We start from the raw sequence: 14,871 nt of genomic DNA on the forward strand, positions 1-14,871 counted from the left end.
TTATTCCCTTTCTACAACAATTGCTGTGCCCATACCGCCACCGATACATAGTGTGGCAAGGCCGCATTTTGAATCTCTTTTTTGCATCTCATAGAGTAGAGTTGTAAGTATTCTTGCACCTGATGCACCGATAGGATGTCCAAGTGCTATAGCACCGCCGTTTACATTGGTGATTTCTCTCTTAAAGCCGAGTTCGTTACATACTGCAATAGCCTGTGCCGCAAAAGCCTCGTTAGCTTCGATAAGTTCAAGGTCGTCTACTGTAACACCTGCCTTTTCCATAGCCTTTCTGGATGCAGGAATTACACCGAGTCCCATTACGCTAGGATCAACACCGCCTGAAGCATAGCCTTTAATAGTAGCCATGATAGGAAGCTTAAGCTCAAGAGCCTTCTCCTTGGAAGCGATAATGAACATAGCAGCACCGTCGTTGATACCTGATGCGTTACCTGCAGTAACAGTACCGTCTTTCTTGAATGCAGGTTTAAGTTTTGCAAGGTTCTCTATAGTAGTATTGAATCTTGGGAACTCATCTGTATCAAATACCTTAGGATCTCCCTTTCTCTGTGGGATAACTACAGGAACTATCTCATCTTTGAATCTTCCGGTCTCAATAGCTACCTGAGCTCTTCTCTGGCTCTCAACAGAGAAAACATCCTGATCTTCTCTTGTAATGCCCTTTTGCTCAGCGATATTCTCAGCTGTTACTCCCATATGATAATTGTTGAAGGCATCCCAAAGACCGTCTGTAATCATCTCGTCTACAAGTGTCTGATTGCCCATCTTCACGCCGAATCTTGCGCCTCTTAAGATATATGGTGCGTTTGACATACTCTCAGTACCGCCTGCCAATACGATATCAGCATCACCTGCTTTGATAATCTGAGCTGCAAGCTCAATAGTTCTAAGGCCTGAACCGCAAACCTTGTTTACTGAAAAAGCCGGAGTGGTATTCGGAAGACCTGCACCAAGTATTACCTGGCGAGCGATATTCTGACCGAGACCTGCACCAAGTACGTTTCCGACTATTGCTTCATCGATAAGAGAAGCGTCAATACCGGCACGCTCAATAGCTCCCTTTGCCGCTGTGATACCAAGATCTACCGCACTTACACCTGCCAATGAACCGCCGAAACTACCCATAGCTGTTCTTGCAGCACTAACTATAACTACCTCTTTCATGTTTATTACCTCGTCATTCTATAAAAATGAACAATACCAAAGAGTGATTATCGCCCTGTATTGTTAGATATACGTCTCATCTATAGCATACCATAACTGTAAGGATTTATCTACCCCCTTATTATTGAAAATGGCCATAAAAAATATTGTATATTATCATATATATATTTTTTAAACAATGTGGTATAATATATAAAAGTGCGAGTATGTATAAAATACTATAGACAGGTCAGGTTTATTCCATATCTAAGTAATAAAAAAGACAGCAAAATAATTTTGCTCAATTAAAGATTGAAAAATTCATACTTTTAATCAATGATGTATTTTGTATACAAGAAATTGCTTATGCAAAATATATATAATACTTAGTCAAAAAAACTGATTGAATGTCAGATACATATATGTTATATTTTTATCAGAGACTTTTATCATGTCAAATATGATTACTGACATGCAATATTTACAAGGAGGTGTTTTATGGGTTTTGTAAGATTTGACGCGGAAGGTGCGGTCGGTATTGTTACTATTGACAGACCTAAGGCACTTAATGCTTTGAATTCCGAAGTGTTATCAGATCTTGAGGCGTGCTTTGACGGCATTGATACAAATGTTATAAGAGCGGTTGTATTGACAGGTTCAGGCGATAAGTCCTTTGTAGCCGGTGCGGATATAGGTGAGATGAGCAAACTGAGCGTGGCTGAAGGTGAAGCATTCGGTAAGAAGGGAAATGATGTATTCAGAAAGATAGAGACTTTCCCTATACCGGTAATAGCGGCAGTGAACGGATTTGCGCTGGGCGGCGGATGTGAGCTTGCTATGAGCTGTGATATAAGAATATGTTCGGAGAATGCGGTATTCGGTCAGCCTGAGGTGGGACTCGGCATTACACCGGGATTTGGCGGTACTCAAAGACTTGCCAGAATAATCGGAATAGGTATGGCTAAGCAGCTTATATTTACAGCAAGAAATATAAAAGCCGACGATGCTCTAAGACTCGGACTTGTAAACGCTGTTTATACAAGTGAAGAGCTTATGGTTCAGGCTAAGAAGATGGCGGCTACAATAGCTGCAAACGCTCCTATAGCTGTAAGAGCTGCAAAGAAAGCTATAAATGACGGACTTCAGGTAGATATTGATAAGGCCATTGTTATAGAAGAAAAGCTGTTCGGCAGCTGTTTTGAAACTCATGACCAGAAGGAAGGCATGGGTGCATTTATGGAAAAGAGAAAAGAAAAGAATTTTACCAATTCATAAATTTCGACTTGGTAAAGTATAGTTTTTATAAATTTAAATTATTTAAAGGTTTTTGAGAAAGGAAGTAAAAAGATGATAGTTGGTGTTATTGGTGCAGGTACAATGGGTTCAGGAATTGCTCAGGCTTTTGCTATGACTGAAGGTTACGAGGTTAGACTTTGTGATATCAAAGAAGAGTTTGCACAGGCAGGATTTGCAAAGATTCAAAAGAATATCAATTTCCTTGTAGGTAAAGAAAAGATTACAAAAGAAGCGGGAGATAAGATTATTTCAAAGATAAAAGTCGGACTCAGCAATATTTGTACAGACTGTGACCTTGTTGTTGAAGTTGCACTTGAGAAGATGGAAATTAAGAAAGAGATCTTTAAGGAACTTGAGAAGATTGTTCCTAAGGATTGTATCTTTGCTTCAAATACTTCATCGCTTTCTATTACAAGAATCAGCGAAGGACTTGACAGACCTGTAGTAGGAATGCATTTCTTCAATCCTGCTGACAGAATGAAACTTGTTGAGGTAATCGGCGGAAAGAATACACCTGCAGAGCTTGTTAAGAAGATAGAAGAGATTGCCGTTGAGATCGGTAAGACACCTGTACAGGTTAAGGAAGCTCCGGGATTTGTAGTAAACCGTATCCTTATCCCTATGATCAATGAAGCAATCAATGTATGGGATGCAGGAACGGCAGATGCAGAGGGCGTTGATACAGCTATGGTTTTGGGATGTGCACATCCTATGGGACCTCTTCATTTAGCAGACCTTATCGGACTTGATATTTGCCTTGCTATTATGGAAGTTATTCACAATGAGACAGGTGACGACAAGTACATACCTGCTCCTAAGTTAAAAGAGCTTGTAGCTGCAGGTAAGCTAGGTAAGAAGACCGGAGAAGGAATTTTCTCATATAAGTAATAAGTAAGATAAATACCCCCTTTTTACAGAGGTAAGAAGGGGGCATAAATATTGGTATAAATACAAAAGGCGGGTTTGTATTTACTATATATAAGGTGAAAGAAAACTAAGAAAGGATAATGCAAACAAAGACTTTCACTTTTATGTTTGCACTTGGATTTATTCAAGTAGGGTATTATTCATGGATTTTACTTTAGACAAGAAACATGAGATGGCGAGAACCCTCTTTAGGGAGTTTGCCGAAAAGGAAGTAAAACCTCTTGCAATAGAGGTAGATGAAACAGAAGTATTTCCAAGAGAGACTGTAACTAAGATGGCTAAGTACGGTTTCCTTGGTATTCCTGTTGCAAAGGAGTACGGCGGTCAGGGAGCGGATCCGTTGGCATATGTTATGTGTGTTGAAGAGATTGCAAAAGATTGCGCTACTACAGCCGTTATTATTTCAGCACATACATCTCTTTGCTGTGATCCTATCGCCACATACGGTACACCGGCTCAGAAAGAGAAGTATCTTATTCCTCTTGCAAAGGGAGAAAAGCTTGGAGCATTCGGTCTTACAGAGCCTAACGCAGGTACCGATGCACAGGGCGTTGTTACAACAGCAGTTCTTGACGGTGATGAGTATGTACTCAACGGTTCAAAGATTTTCATTACCAACGGTAAGGAAGCTGATATCTATGTAATCATTGCATGTACAGATGTGAAGGTGGATGCAAAGGGAAGAAAGAAAAAAATCTTCTCAGCATTCCTTGTAGAAAAGGGAACACCGGGATTCTCATTCGGTACAAAGGAAAAGAAGATGGGTATCAGAGGTTCATCTACATATGAACTTATTTTTAACGATTGCAGAATTCCGAAAGAAAATATGCTCGGACCTGAAGGTAAGGGATTCGGTATTGCAATGCATACTCTTGACGGCGGTCGTATAGGTATTGCCGCACAGGCACTAGGTATTGCAGAGGGCGCACTTGAGAGAACTATCAACTATGTAAAAGAGAGAAAGCAGTTCGGAAGAACTATCGGAGCATTCCAGAATACACAGTTTGAGCTTGCAAATATGGCAACCAAAGTAAAAGCGGCACAGATGCTTGTATACAGAGCTGCAATGGCTAAGGCTACACAGAAGACATATTCTGAAGAAGCCGCAATGGCTAAGCTTTTTGCTGCCGAGGTAGCTATGGAAGTAACTACCAAGGCTGTTCAGCTGCACGGCGGATACGGTTATACAAGAGAATACGAGATTGAAAGAATGATGCGTGATGCAAAGATTACAGAAGTTTACGAAGGTACAAGTGAAGTGCAGAGAATGGTAATCGCCGGTGCATTGCTTAAATAAAGTTGCTATTACGAATGGAGGATGTCATGAAGATAGTTGTTTGTATTAAACAAGTGCCGGATACAAAGGGTGGCGTTGTTTTCAACCCTGACGGCACACTTAACAGAGGAGCTATGCTTACAATCATGAACCCTGATGATAAAGCGGGTCTTGAGGCGGCTCTTAGAATAAAGGATAAATACGGTGCGGAAGTTACAGTAGTTACTATGGGACTTCCAAAGGCTGATGAGGTGCTTAGAGAAGCTCTTGCAATGGGAGCCGATAATGCAATCCTTATAACAGACAGAGTACTTGGCGGTGCCGATACTTGGGCAACATCACAGACTATAGCCGGAGCACTCAGAAAGCTTGAATATGATATTATTATTACAGGTCGTCAGGCTATCGACGGTGATACCGCACAGGTCGGACCGCAGATTTCAGAGCACCTGGGCATACCTGTTATCAGCTATGCACAAAAGATTGAGGTTGAAGGTGACAGTGTAGTGGTAGAGCGTCAGTTTGATGACAGATACCATGTTTTGAAAGCAAAGATGCCTGTACTTATCACAGCACTCTCAGAGCTGAATGAGCCTAGATATATGACTCCGGGCGGTATCTTTGATGCTTATGACAAGGAAGTAACAGTATTCTCAAGAGCGGACCTTGTAGGTGTGGACGACTCAAATATAGGTCTTAAGGGTTCACCTACACAGATCGCAAAAGCATCCGATAAGGTAAGAAAGGGTGCCGGAGAGCAGGTAAACTTAAGTGCATCAGAGTCTGTTGACTATATCTTAGGCAAATTAAAAGAAACACATATCATCTAAAAAGGAGTCGTTTATGAGACAAAATACAGAAGAATACAGGGGAGTGTTTACATTTGCCCAGCAGGTAGACGGCAAATTAAGCGGTATTTCCCTTGAGCTTATAGGAAAAGGTAAGGATTTGGCTGCCGACCTTAATACAGAGGTAACGGCGGTTCTTCTAGGATCTGATATAAAGGGATTGGCACAGGAGCTTGCCGAGTACGGTGCCGACAGAGTGATTGTGGTTGACGATCCTAAACTTAAAGAGTATCGTACAGAGCCTTATACACAGGCGCTTGCAGCAGTTATAAATGAGTTTAAACCTGAGATATTCATTATCGGTGCTACAGCTATAGGTAGAGATTTGGGACCTAGAGTATCCGCAAGAGTCGGAACAGGTCTTACAGCAGACTGTACACAACTTGATATAGGTGACTATCCGCTTGTAGCTATTGCAGGAAGAGAGCAAAAGCACAATCAGCTTCTTATGACAAGACCTGCATTCGGCGGAAACACCATAGCTACTATTGCCTGCCCTGAGAACAGACCTCAGATGGCTACAGTTCGTCCGGGTGTTATGCAAAAGAAGGAAAGAGTTGCAGGAGCAAAGGCTGAGATTGTTGACTTTGATGCAAAGCTTGAAGAGAACAACAAGTATGTTGAGATTTTAGAGATCGTAAAGAACACAAAGACTACAGAAGATATCATGGCTGCAAAGATCTTGGTATCAGGCGGTAGAGGTGTCGGTTCGGCTGAGAACTTTAAGATACTTAAGGATCTTGCGGATGCGCTTCACGGCACTGTAAGCTGTTCAAGAGCTGTAGTGGATGCAGGTTGGATGTCTAAGGATCTTCAGGTAGGACAGACAGGTAAAACAGTTCGTCCGCATCTATACTTTGCAATAGGTATCTCAGGTGCTATACAGCATCTTGCAGGTATGGAAGAGAGTGACATTATCATCGCTATCAATAAAGATGAGAATGCACCTATTTTCAGCGTTGCAGACTACGGTATTGTAGGAGATTTGAACAAGATAGTTCCTGCACTTACAGAAAAGATTAAGGCTGAGCTTGCTAAGGAAAATTGATATATTATAAACAGTTTCGCTATAACCCTAAAAAGGTTATAGCGAATTTTTTATCTTTAAGAAAAAAAAGTTGACATGAGAGTAAACTTTAGATATAATCGAATCACCTTATAAACATACTAATTTTATAGGTAAATAGGTTATTTGACAGATATACAGTAGGAAGGAATGCTCATGGAAAAGAAAGAATTCAATCGCGGACATAAACATGAACACAATCATAAGCATGAACACAACCATGACCACAGCCATGGCGTAGACCATATTCACAGCCATAGAAATCTTATAGGATTTGATGAAAACGGTATACCGACAATTACTTTAAAGTCGGACCATGAAGAAGACGGAGACGATAAGGCGTTTATCAGAGATTATATGAATGCGGTTTCAGAATACAGAAAGACTTTTCCGTCAAAGGATGAGGTTTTGGAAAACACTCCCGATCCGGCGGTAAGAGAGATGATTTTGCGTCAGAATCAGCTTGGATTTGATACCACATTTGACAGATTTGATAAGCAACAGCCACAGTGTGGTTTCGGTATGGCGGGAATCTGCTGTAAGATCTGTAATACGGGTCCATGTAAGATAACTTCAAAGAGTCCTAAGGGAGTCTGTGGTGCGGATGCAGACCTTATAGTTGCAAGAAATTTGCTTCGTTCAGCCGCTGCCGGTGTAGCTCAACACGGTATGCACGGTCGTGAAGTTATTTTATCTTTGAAGTGGGCGGCTGAAGGAAAACTTGATTTACCTATACTCGGACAACAAAAGATAAAGGATACCGCAAAAGCATTCGGAATAAAGACTGAGAGAAGAAGTATAAAAAAGATTGCGTCGGAACTTGCAGATGTGCTTTTGGATGATATGAGTCGTACGGTTCCGGGAGACTATAAAATAATAGAGGCACTTGGCTCCGAGGAAAGAAAAAAGGTGTGGAAGGAACTTGATATACTGCCTATAAGTGCTTATCATGAGGTATTTGAGTCTTACCACAAAACAGGCGTCGGTACTGACGGTGACTGGAAGAGTATAATGCAGCAGTTTTTACGTTGCGGACTTGCATTCACATATTCAGGTGTTGTAAGTACATCAATAGCAACTGACGGTCTTTTCGGAGTTGGAGACAGAGTTACATCAAAGGTAAATATCGGTGCTTTGAAAAAAGGATATGTGAATATTGCGGTTCACGGTCATCTGCCTACCCTGGTAAGTGAGATTGTAAGAGTCGGTCAGGAAGAGAAGTTTATAAATCTTGCAAAAGAAGCGGGTGCAAAGGGAATAAGATTTTACGGTATTTGCTGCTCAGGACTTTCGGCAATGTATCGCTATGCCGGAGTTATTCCTCTTTCAAATGCGGTATCTGCCGAGCTTGTACTTGGTACGGGAGCGCTTGACCTTTGGATTGCCGATGTTCAGGATGTATTCCCGTCCATTATGGAAGTTGCAAAGTGCTTCAGAACTACAGTTATTACAACCAGTGAGTCTGCAAGATTGCCGGGTGCCGAGAGATTTGAGTATGACCATCACCACTCAAATATAGGAGAGACAAGAGAACTTGCAGAAAAAATAGTGCTAAGAGGTATAGAAAGCTTTAAAGACAGACAGGGTATACCTGTATACATTCCACCATATGAGGTGGATGCCGAAGTCGGATTTTCACCTGAGTATGTGCATAAGCACTACGGCTCTATGAAGCCTTTATATGAGGCTGTAAAGGAAGGTAAGATACTCGGTATTGTAAATATGGTCGGATGTAACAATCCTAAGGTGGTGTATGAAAAATGTGTTATTGATGTAGCCAATGTACTGCTCAGAAACAATATTTTGATACTTACAAACGGATGTGCTTCATTCCCTCTTATGAAGATGGGATATTGCAATGTTTCGGGACAGGAGCATGCAGGTGAGAGCTTAAATGAATTTCTTGGAGATTTGCCTCCTGTATGGCATGTAGGAGAGTGTATTGATAATACCAAGTCAAGCGGAATCTTTGCAGGTGTTGCAGGTGAGGCGGGTAAGCCTCTTTATGAAATGCCTTTTGCATTTACATCTCCTGAATGGAGCAATGAAAAGGGAATAGATGCGGCCCTTGGCTTCAGGCTTATGGGAATCAATTCATATCACTGTGTGGAGGCTCAAATTCACGGTTCAAAGAATGTCATAGAGTTTTTGAAAGAGGGTACAAAAGACTTACTTGGTTCCGTAATGGTTGTAAACCCTAATCCGGATGCACTCGGTGAAAAAATAGTTGCAGATATTATTGAGAAGAGGAAAGCACTTGGATGGGATGTTCCTGATGAAATAGTGCATAAGAATGAAGAACTTTCACTTGTGTAAGTTTTGAAGGTGAAGCTTGACGCTTTGCCTTTTTTGTTGGAAATTTGATTTAAAGTATAAAATAATTTGGGATTTAATAGAATTAGTATAAATATAGATATTTATTTTTTAATAAAATTTTTTAACTATCAAAAAAGTGCATATAATTAAAGTAAATAAACAAAATTACTACATATTATTTATTTGTAAAATGTTTTATCTAAAGATTTGATAAAATTATTTTTACTTTTATTTTTATTGCACTTGTGTTAATATGAGCGTATCAGTTAGAGGTAAGGCAAGTGAGCACTGCAAAGGCGCATGGTTTATTTGCCTTTTCTTATTTATCTGAAAGAAATATTTCTTTATGGAGCTCCTTGGTGTAAATTCTTTAAAAAAGGTGGGAACAATGTTAGGAGTTATTTTACTTTATGTCGGTATGGTTCTTATGAGTAACGGATTTTATCGACTTGAAAAGATAAATGACAAGTCAAATGTGGTAATGAATATATTTACAGGCGGACTTGGACTTATCTTGAATTTAATCGCCATAGGTTACGGTGCGGTAACAGGTGCGGATGCAAGCTGGTTTTATGCAAGTGCTACAGGACTTTTGTTTGCATTTACATATCTTTATACCGCTATCAATACCATATGGGATTTGGATCAGCGTCTATATGGGTGGTTTAGCCTTTTTGTTGCTATAAATTCTATTCCTGCAGGTCTGCTTTGCTTTTACGGCTACGGCGGAAACTTTCTGTACGGAATTATATGGTGGCTATGGGGTATTTTATGGCTTACAGCCTTTATAGAAATCAATTTGAAGAAAAACCTTGGGAACTTTGTTCCGTACCTTGCAATTTTTGAAGGAATTGTGACGGCTTGGATTCCGGGATTTCTTATGTTGGTAGATAAGTGGCCAAAGTAGAAAGGAAGATGTTATGCAGTTGACTGAACGTGAGCAGGAAAAGATGATTGTTAGTCTTGCCGCTATGATTGCGCAAAGAAGAAAAGATAAGGGTTTGAAGTTAAATCACCCTGAGAGTGTCGCAATTATTACAGATTATATTCTGGAAGGTGCAAGAGAAGGCAAGAGTGTGGCGGATCTTATGAATGAAGGAGCAAAGGTACTTACCAGAGACGATGTAATGGAAGGTGTACCTGAGATGATTCATATGATTCAAGTAGAAGCAACATTTGTGGACGGTACAAAGCTTGTTACCATCCATGATCCGATCAGATAGGAGTAGATATGATTCCGGGAGAGTATATTTTAAAAAAAGAGCCTGTTGATTACAATGTAGGCTATGAGGCAATTAAAATAAAAGTAAAAAATGTAGGTGACAGAGCCGTTCAGGTAGGTTCTCATTTTCATTTCTATGAAGCAAATGAAGAGGGACTGCAGTTCGACCGTGAAAAGGCATATGGCAAGAGACTTGATATTGCGGCAGGTACCGCAATTCGTTTTGAGCCGGGCGAGGAAAGAGAAGTATCTTTGATTGACTTTGGCGGAAAGAGAAGAATCTTCGGATTTAACAATAAAGTTAACGGTTATTTAGATAGAGAATAGTAAGGAGATACATATGAGTTTTAAAATGGATCGAAAAGCCTATGCTTCACTATACGGACCTACTGTAGGAGACAGTGTAAGACTGGGTGATACCAATCTTTTTGCCTGTATTGAAAAAGACTATACGGTATACGGACAGGAGAGCATCTTCGGAGGCGGTAAGGTACTTAGAGACGGAATGGGTGTCAATGCGACAGAGACAAGGAAAGATAATCCTAAGGTAGCCGATACCATTATTTCAGGCATCACAATTATTGATTATACCGGAGTTTATAAGGCTGATATCGGTATACGTGACGGAAAGATTTTGGCTATAGGTAAGGGTGGAAATCCTGACAATATGGACAATATAGATTTTGTTGTAGGTGCTTCTACAGAGGCTATTGCAGGTGAGGGACTTATAGTAACAGCAGGAGGTATTGACCTTCATGTTCATTTCCTTTCACCGGGACTTGCTCATGCGGCACTTGATAACGGTATAACCACGCTGTTCGGTGGAGGTACAGGACCTGCCGACGGTTCAAACTCCGCTACTACAACACCGGGTGCATTCCATATAGCAAGAATGTTACAGGCAACAGATGATGAGCCGCTAAACTTCGGCTTCCTTGCCAAAGGAAACGGTGCGTTAGTTGATACTGTAGGTGAGCAGATAGAGGCAGGTGCTGCAGGTATAAAGACTCATGAGGACTGGGGTGCTACGGCGGCGGCTATAGACAATGCGCTGAAGGCTGCAGACAAATATGATGTACAGCTTGCGGTACATACAGACTCTTTAAATGAGGGTGGATTTGTAAATAATACAATCAACGCTTTTGCAGGTCGTACAGTACATGCATTCCACTCCGAGGGTGCCGGCGGCGGTCATGCTCCTGATATCATGGTTGTAACAGGTAAGGACAATGTACTTTCATCTTCAACAAATCCTACAGACCCGTATACTACAAATGTTGTGGATGAGCTTTTTGATATGACAATGGTTTGTCACCATCTGGACCCTAAGGTTCCTGAGGACGTTGCATTTGCAGAGTCACGTGTAAGAAAGCAGACTATTGCGGCTGAGGATGTACTTCAGGATATGGGTGCAATCAGTGTAATGACAAGTGATGCTATGGCAATGGGACGTGTAGGCGAGGTTGCTATGAGATGTTGGCAGCTTGCAGACAAGATGAAGATGCAAAGAGGACCTCTTAAGGGAGACAGCGAGTACAATGATAACAACCGTATCAAGAGATATGTTGCAAAGTACACAATCAACCCTGCTATTGTAAACGGTATTTCAGAGTATATCGGTTCTGTAGAAGTCGGAAAGTATGCCGACCTTGTTATCTGGGAGCCTTCAAGATTCGGTACAAAGCCTAAGATGGTTTTAAAGGCCGGAGTTATCAGCTACGGTATAATGGGTGACGCATCATCTTCACTTCCTACTCCTGAGCCGAGACTTATGAAGGATCTTTACGGAGCTTTGGGTAAATCTTGCGGAAAGTCAAATATCGCCTTTGTATCTGCTTATGCATATGAGCACGGTATTAAGGAAAGACTTGGACTTGATAAGATCGTACTTCCTGTAAAGAACACAAGAAATCTTACAAAGAGAGACATGAAATGGAATGATTATACTCCTAAGACTATCAAGATCGATCCACAGAGCTTCGTGGTTACTATTGACGGTGAGGAGATTACTTGTGAGCCTGTAGAGAGAATTTCTTTGGCTCAGAGATATTATTTATTCTAAAATAAATTATTACTTTGGAGAGTAGACAAAAAAGCATTCACTTTTATCTACTCTCTTTTGTCATAAAAGGGGTATATATGATTTTTACAAAGATAGACGGAAATATAAAGGAAAGAGAAGACCTTGGCCATGTACATGTAGAGAATGCAATGGTAAAAAGTGACGACCTTGCAAAGAGTATTCTTCGTGTAAAAAGTGACCATCACAATGAATACGGTATCAGACTTGAAGAGGGAAAACTTGAAAACGGATCGTTCTTTTTTATAGACGATCACCATGTATTGGTACTGAATGTTATCCCTGAGGAGATGATAGTCATTACTCCTAAGGATATGGATGACTGCGGTGTCATTGCACATATGCTTGGAAATATGCACAAACCTGTTAAAGTAAAGGGCGGAAAGATTTCTCTGCTTTATGACACTGTAGTTGCAAAGAATCTTGAGAAGTCTAATGTAGAGTTTAAGGTGGAAGAAATTCAGCTTGAAGAATCTCTTCGATATGTTGATTTGTCATGAACAAAAGTGAATTAAATATTGATAAACTAAGTCTTTTGGAAGTATTTCAGGTATGTGACTCCACATTCCCTATAGGTACTTTCAATCATTCTTTCGGAATGGAAAATTATCTTAGTGACAGAAGAATAAAGAAAGCGCCTGAGTTTGAAATCTGGTTTAAGAACTATTTTGACAATCAGTTTAAATACAGTGAAGGTCTGCTTATTTTATTATGTATGCAGGCACTTAAGACCAATGATTTTGAGAAGATTTGTGAGTACGATAAGATTATCACCATGTCCACACTTGCAACGGAAACCAGAAACGGTACAAAGCTTATTGCAAAGCAGATGATAAGGCTTCTTAAGGGAATGTACGGCGATATAAAAATGCTTGCTAGATATGAAGAAGAGATAAAGGGAAAAAAGTGTTTCGGAAGCCCCGCAATTGTATTTTCCATGTTTGCATTTGAAAAGGGGATAGATGTTGAAGATGCCTTTATTCTTTACGGATACAGCATTGCCTCAACTATGGTTCAAAATGCGGTCCGTGCAATTCCGCTGGGACAGATGGAAGGACAGATTATTTTACATAATATCAGTGAGAGACTTTTTTCTATATATGAGAAGATTAAAGACTTGGATGAGGAGTATCTGGGTGCAAGTATGATAGGTATAGAGCTTGCGCAGATCAGACATGAGAGCCAGGAGTCAAGGCTTTTTATGTCGTAGCAGAAAGGTGAATTATGAAGAGAGCGATTCGTATAGGTGTCGGAGGACCGGTAGGTTCGGGAAAGACACTTTTGATAGAGAGACTGACTCGCCATATGGCGAATGACTACAGCATTGCTGTAATTACAAATGATATTTATACAAAGGAAGATGCACAGTTTATGGTGGCAAATTCCGTACTGCCCGAGGATAGAATAATAGGCGTGGAAACAGGCGGTTGCCCACATACGGCTATCAGAGAAGATGCATCTATGAATCTGGCGGCTATTGACGAGCTTGAAGAGAGATTTCCGGGAGAACTTGACCTTATTTTCTTGGAGAGCGGCGGAGATAATCTGGCAGCTACATTCAGCCCTGAGCTTGTGGATTTTTCAATATATATAATTGATGTGGCCGAGGGAGAGAAGATTCCAAGGAAAGCCGGACAGGGAATGATAAAGTCGGATCTTTTTATTATCAATAAGATTGACCTTGCGCCATATGTCGGAGCGGATCTTAACAGAATGAAGACGGACTCCGAAAAATTCCGTGAGAGCGGAACTTTCCTTTTCACAAATCTAAAGACTGATGAAGGCTTGTCAGGAGTTATTGATTGGATAAAAAAAGATGTTTTACTGGAAGGATTATAAATGAACAGATCCTATGACGGAGTAAGCGATATCGCCTTTGAAAAGCGCGGTGACAGGACGGTTCTTACAAATCGCTATAGAAGCGGTAATTCAAGGATTTCCGCACTGATTCCAACAGAAGATGATACTCCTTTGTACTTTTTGGTGGCTACCGGCGGAGGATTTATAGAGGGTGAAAAATATTATAATATTGCGACGCTTGAAAAAGATGCTCATGCCATCTTGACCACTCAGACACCGAACTATATATACAAATGTCCAAACGGTAAAACCACATATCAGTTAAATGAGGTTATGGTAAAGGAAAATGCCTTTCTTGAGTACTATATTGATGAGGTTATTCCATATGAGGATGCCATATATTATCAAAAGACATTTGCAGATATAAAAAAGGGAGGAAGTCTTATACTGACAGACGGATTGACTGCAGGCTGGTCTAAGAGCGATACACCTTTTTTGTACAATAAAGTGGATTTAAAGACAAAGATTTTATATGATAATGAGCTTGTGTTTAATGATTATCTGATAGTGGACCCTAGAGAAGAGGATATGGGTGAACTTGGGCTTTTTGAGGGCTACACCAATTTTAATTCGGTTGTAATCATTGACGAAAATTTTTGTACAGATTGGATAAAAAGGAGTAAAGAGGCGCTTAATACAAAAGATTTTGAAGGAATCTACGGTATTACCGCCTTGGAAAAATATGGTTTTGTGCTTCGAATTTTGGGCAGGAGCAGCCACAACAATCTTGGGATTATGTGGGACTTTATAAACTTTTATCGTGAAGAGATAAGAGGATTGAAACATTTGGAACTTAGAAAAAATCAAAGATAGATCGGA

At 40.4% G+C, this 14,871-nt stretch carries 15 protein-coding genes; 14 read left to right on the forward strand and 1 reads right to left on the reverse strand.

Annotation, left to right across the window (positions count from 1 at the left end):
- On the reverse strand, window positions 1-1,182 hold the full coding sequence (locus tag EHW90_RS01400; protein WP_124950649.1) for an acetyl-CoA C-acetyltransferase: 1,182 nt from the start codon (window positions 1,180-1,182) through the stop codon (window positions 1-3).
- Between the two features lie 477 nt (window positions 1,183-1,659).
- Between EHW90_RS01400 and EHW90_RS01405 the strand changes: the two genes are divergently transcribed.
- From EHW90_RS01405 to EHW90_RS01470, 14 genes are all read left to right on the forward strand, one after another.
- Window positions 1,660-2,436: an enoyl-CoA hydratase-related protein gene (locus tag EHW90_RS01405; protein ID WP_124950651.1), complete on the forward strand. Its 777-nt coding sequence runs from the start codon at window positions 1,660-1,662 to the stop codon at window positions 2,434-2,436.
- Between the two features lie 72 nt (window positions 2,437-2,508).
- Window positions 2,509-3,345, forward strand: a complete 837-nt coding sequence (locus tag EHW90_RS01410; protein ID WP_124950653.1) for a 3-hydroxyacyl-CoA dehydrogenase family protein — start codon at window positions 2,509-2,511, stop codon at window positions 3,343-3,345.
- A gap of 181 nt (window positions 3,346-3,526) precedes the next feature.
- Window positions 3,527-4,681, forward strand: a complete 1,155-nt coding sequence (locus tag EHW90_RS01415; RefSeq protein WP_124950655.1) for an acyl-CoA dehydrogenase — start codon at window positions 3,527-3,529, stop codon at window positions 4,679-4,681.
- Between the two features lie 26 nt (window positions 4,682-4,707).
- The gene (locus EHW90_RS01420) at window positions 4,708-5,490 is read left to right on the forward strand and encodes an electron transfer flavoprotein subunit beta/FixA family protein (RefSeq protein ID WP_040457906.1); all 783 of its coding nucleotides are present in this window, start codon (window positions 4,708-4,710) and stop codon (window positions 5,488-5,490) included.
- A gap of 13 nt (window positions 5,491-5,503) precedes the next feature.
- The gene (locus EHW90_RS01425) at window positions 5,504-6,556 is read left to right on the forward strand and encodes an electron transfer flavoprotein subunit alpha/FixB family protein (RefSeq protein WP_124950657.1); all 1,053 of its coding nucleotides are present in this window, start codon (window positions 5,504-5,506) and stop codon (window positions 6,554-6,556) included.
- 168 nt (window positions 6,557-6,724) lie between these two features.
- Window positions 6,725-8,890 carry an anaerobic carbon-monoxide dehydrogenase catalytic subunit gene (gene cooS / locus EHW90_RS01430; protein ID WP_124950659.1) on the forward strand — a complete coding sequence of 722 codons (2,166 nt, stop codon included), beginning with the start codon at window positions 6,725-6,727 and terminating at the stop codon, window positions 8,888-8,890.
- Between the two features lie 388 nt (window positions 8,891-9,278).
- Window positions 9,279-9,797 carry an AmiS/UreI family transporter gene (locus tag EHW90_RS01435; RefSeq protein WP_124950661.1) on the forward strand — a complete coding sequence of 173 codons (519 nt, stop codon included), beginning with the start codon at window positions 9,279-9,281 and terminating at the stop codon, window positions 9,795-9,797.
- A gap of 13 nt (window positions 9,798-9,810) precedes the next feature.
- On the forward strand, window positions 9,811-10,113 hold the full coding sequence (locus tag EHW90_RS01440; protein ID WP_009444897.1) for an urease subunit gamma: 303 nt from the start codon (window positions 9,811-9,813) through the stop codon (window positions 10,111-10,113).
- Between the two features lie 8 nt (window positions 10,114-10,121).
- Entirely contained in the window at window positions 10,122-10,439 is a 318-nt protein-coding gene (locus tag EHW90_RS01445; RefSeq protein WP_060931331.1) for an urease subunit beta, read from the forward strand.
- 13 nt (window positions 10,440-10,452) lie between these two features.
- Complete coding sequence (ureC, locus tag EHW90_RS01450) at window positions 10,453-12,174, forward strand: urease subunit alpha (RefSeq protein WP_124950663.1); 1,722 nt, start codon at window positions 10,453-10,455, stop codon at window positions 12,172-12,174.
- A gap of 77 nt (window positions 12,175-12,251) precedes the next feature.
- Window positions 12,252-12,692 (forward strand): urease accessory protein UreE, encoded by a 441-nt coding sequence (locus EHW90_RS01455; RefSeq protein ID WP_124950665.1) that lies wholly within the window; start codon window positions 12,252-12,254, stop codon window positions 12,690-12,692.
- Window positions 12,689-13,402, forward strand: a complete 714-nt coding sequence (locus EHW90_RS01460) for an urease accessory protein UreF (protein WP_124950667.1) — start codon at window positions 12,689-12,691, stop codon at window positions 13,400-13,402. Before EHW90_RS01455 ends, EHW90_RS01460 begins: the two co-directional genes overlap by 4 nt.
- Before the next feature lie 14 nt (window positions 13,403-13,416).
- Complete coding sequence (ureG, locus tag EHW90_RS01465) at window positions 13,417-14,031, forward strand: urease accessory protein UreG (protein ID WP_124950669.1); 615 nt, start codon at window positions 13,417-13,419, stop codon at window positions 14,029-14,031.
- Window positions 14,032-14,865: an urease accessory protein UreD gene (locus EHW90_RS01470; protein ID WP_124950671.1), complete on the forward strand. Its 834-nt coding sequence runs from the start codon at window positions 14,032-14,034 to the stop codon at window positions 14,863-14,865.
- Window positions 14,866-14,871: the final 6 nt, after the last annotated feature.

Origin of the sequence: Lachnoanaerobaculum orale (assembly GCF_003862485.1) — a bacterium.
Taxonomy (GTDB): domain Bacteria; phylum Bacillota; class Clostridia; order Lachnospirales; family Lachnospiraceae; genus Lachnoanaerobaculum; species Lachnoanaerobaculum orale.